3 protein-coding genes are annotated in these 2907 nt (G+C 65.2%); all 3 read right to left on the minus strand.

All coding sequences use genetic code 11. From position 1 onward, the window contains the following. Window positions 1–32: 32 nt before the first annotated feature. Complete coding sequence (locus DYI24_RS24475) at window positions 33–797, minus strand: ABC transporter ATP-binding protein (RefSeq protein ID WP_164574168.1); 765 nt, start codon at window positions 795–797, stop codon at window positions 33–35. 357 nt (window positions 798–1154) lie between these two features. After that, window positions 1155–2339, minus strand: coding sequence for a substrate-binding domain-containing protein (locus DYI24_RS24480; RefSeq protein WP_164574169.1), 1185 nt, complete (start codon window positions 2337–2339; stop codon window positions 1155–1157). A gap of 81 nt (window positions 2340–2420) precedes the next feature. After that, window positions 2421–2907 (minus strand): peptidoglycan-binding domain-containing protein (locus DYI24_RS24485; RefSeq protein ID WP_205523670.1); only part of this gene is annotated, 487 nt, incomplete at its 5' end.

Raw genomic sequence — 2907 nt, forward strand, 5'->3', positions numbered from 1 at the left:
CATCGAAGCACTCGATATTTTCATCATCACTCTCACGCCGCACTCTTGCCCGGTGCAATGCCCAGATACGCCTCCTGAACAATCGGCGAAGCGATCACCTCGGCTGGCTTGCCGTCGGCGACGAGCTTGCCGTGGTGGAGGACGATGATGCGGTCGGCGAGGGAACGGACGACGTCCATCTTGTGTTCGACCAAGAGGATGATCTTGGACGGGTCGGTCTTCAGCCGTGCGATCAGGTCGAGTACCACCGGGACCTCGTCGACGCTCATGCCGGCGGTCGGTTCGTCGAACATGTAGACCTTCGGCTCCAGCGCCATCATCAGCGCGACTTCGAGCTTGCGCTGGTCGCCATGCGACAGCGCGGTGGCGGCGACATTGCGGCGGGCGCCCCGCGCAACGCTGTCGAGGATCGCATCAGCGCGTTCGATCAGGTCGCGCCGCGTCCGCCACGGCCGCAGCATGTCGTAATGCGTGCCGCTGTGCGCCTGCACGGCGAGGCGGACGTTCTCCTCGACCGACAGATTGGGAAACAGATTGGTGAGCTGGAACGCGCGGCCGAGCCCAGCGCGGGTGCGCAGCGGCGCGGTCATCCTGGTGATGTCCGCGCCGTCGAACAGGATGCGGCCGCCGCTCGGGCGGAGCTGCCCGGAGATCAGGTTGAAATACGTCGTCTTGCCGGCGCCGTTCGGGCCGACGATCGCGGTCAGCTCACCGGGGCGAAACGCACAGCTCACCGCGTCCACCGCGACATGGCCGCCGAACCGGATGGTGAGGGATTGGGTCTCGAGGGTGGTCATGGAGCACGGTCACCGCAACGTCAGAGCATCATCGAAGGCGTAGTGGAGCATGAGTGGTGCACGACGTCTCCCCAATCCCGTCGTCATCCTCCGCGAATGCGGAGGATCCAGTACGCCGGAGCGTTTCGGTTCATCACCGGCGCCCTGGAATACTGGGCCACCCGCATGCGCGGGTGGTGACGGTTTGTGAGTGAGGCAGGCGACGATCCTCATCGCTAGAGTTCGTCATTCCGGGGCGCGAGCGCAGCTCGCGAACCCGGAATCTCGAGATTCAGGCCACCTGAAAAAGTGGCGCGGGACATGTCGGGATTCCGGGTTCGCGCTCACGCGCGCCCCGGAATGACTCCCGCCCGGCAATTACTTCTTGTTCCGGATCGGGATGTCCATCTCCTCGATCTTCAATTCGCGCACCGGCTCCAGCACCGCCCAGGCGACGGCCGGGTCGACCTTGACCTTGAAGTGATACATGCTCTGCAGCGCCTGATGGTCTTCCTTGCGGAACACCATCTTGCCCTTGGGCGTGTCGAACTCCATGCCCTCCATCGCGGCGATCAGCTTCTCGGTGTCGGTCGATTTCGCCTTCTGCACGGCGGTGACCACCGCCATCGCGGCCGAGAAGCCACCGGCGGTGAAGAAGTCCGGCGGCGCGTTGAAGCGCTTCTGGTGCTCGGTCAGGAGCCACTCGTTGATCGGGTTCTTCGGGATGTCGTAGTAGTAATAGGTCGCGCCTTCCATGCCGGGCAGGCGCTTATAGGCGGCGAGCGCCGGCAGGATGTTGCCGCCGGTCGACAGCTCGATGCCGTAGCGCTTCGGGTCCATGTCCTGCAGCTTGGTCAGCGGATCGCCGCCGCCGGCCCAAATCACCCAGATGACTTTCTTGCCCGGCTTGTCTTTGAGCGCATCGAACAGCCGCTGGCCGACCGCGGTGAAGTCGGTGGTGGTGGTCGGGACGTATTCCTCGGCGGCGAGCGTGGCGCCGGTCTTGGCCAGCGCCTCCTTGAAGGCGGCGACGCCATCGCGGCCGAACGCGTAGTCCTGCGCCAGGGTGGCGATGGTGACGCCCTGCTTGCCGATCGCGACCGCGTTGGAGATCGCGTCCTGCGACGAATTGCGGCCGGTGCGGAAGATGTAGCGGTTCCACTTCTCGCCGGTGATCTGGTCGGCCACGGCGGGCTCGACGATCAGGATCTTCTTGTTTTCTTCGGCGACCGGCAGATCGGCGAGCGCCGCTGTCGACGAGGAGGTGCCGATCGCGATGTCGGCGCCGTCATCCTGATAGGCTTCGGCGAGAGCGGCTTTGGAGAGGTCCGGCTTGCTCTGATCGTCCTTGGTGATCACCACGATCTTGCGGCCGTCGAGCGTCATCGTGCCCTTGGTGGCGTATTCCAGCCCCATCATCAGGCCGGTTTCAGTCTGCTTGGCGTAGGCTTCGAGCGGGCCGGTCTTGCCGTAGATCAGCGCGATCTTGAGGTCATCGGCGGCATGGACCGCGGTGGTAGCCAGCGCGACAGCCGTGGCTGTCATAATCAACAGATGACGCACGTCGTTTCCTCCAGAGTGTTATTGCGTCGCACCCTAGAGCAAGTCGGCGGAATTTGAAAAGCCGCGGGACGGATTTTTCGGTTATTGCGGTAGCGGAGCGGTCGGGCGGGCGCGCTTGGCGCGCCGCGGCTCCGTCGGCTGCATCGGGTCTGCGGAGGCCGAAGGCGCCGGCGCCGCGCTGCCGCCCATCCGGGTGAGCAGTTCGGCGGTCGGCCAGGAATCCGCCGGCAGGCCGTACTTGAGCTGCATTGCCTTCACCGCGCTGCGGGTCTGCTGACCGAGCACGCCGTCGACCTTGCCGACGTCGAAGCCGGCGCGCACCAGAAGCTGCTGCAGCTGTTTCATCTCGTTGAACGACAGCTGAGCCACAGCAGCGCGCGGCTTCTGCATTGGCCCCGCGCCGGCGATCCGGGTGGCGAGATAGGCCGCGGTGGTCGAATAGATCAGCGAGTTGTTCCACTCGGTGTAGGCGGCGAAGTTCGCGTAAGCCAGGAACGCCGGGCCGTGCCGCCCCATCAGCAGCAGCAGCGACGCCGGCAGCGAGTCGTTCGACAGCGGCCGTCCGTCC

This window comes from Rhodopseudomonas sp. BR0C11 (genome assembly GCF_010820945.1).
GTDB lineage: Bacteria > Pseudomonadota > Alphaproteobacteria > Rhizobiales > Xanthobacteraceae > Rhodopseudomonas > Rhodopseudomonas palustris_H.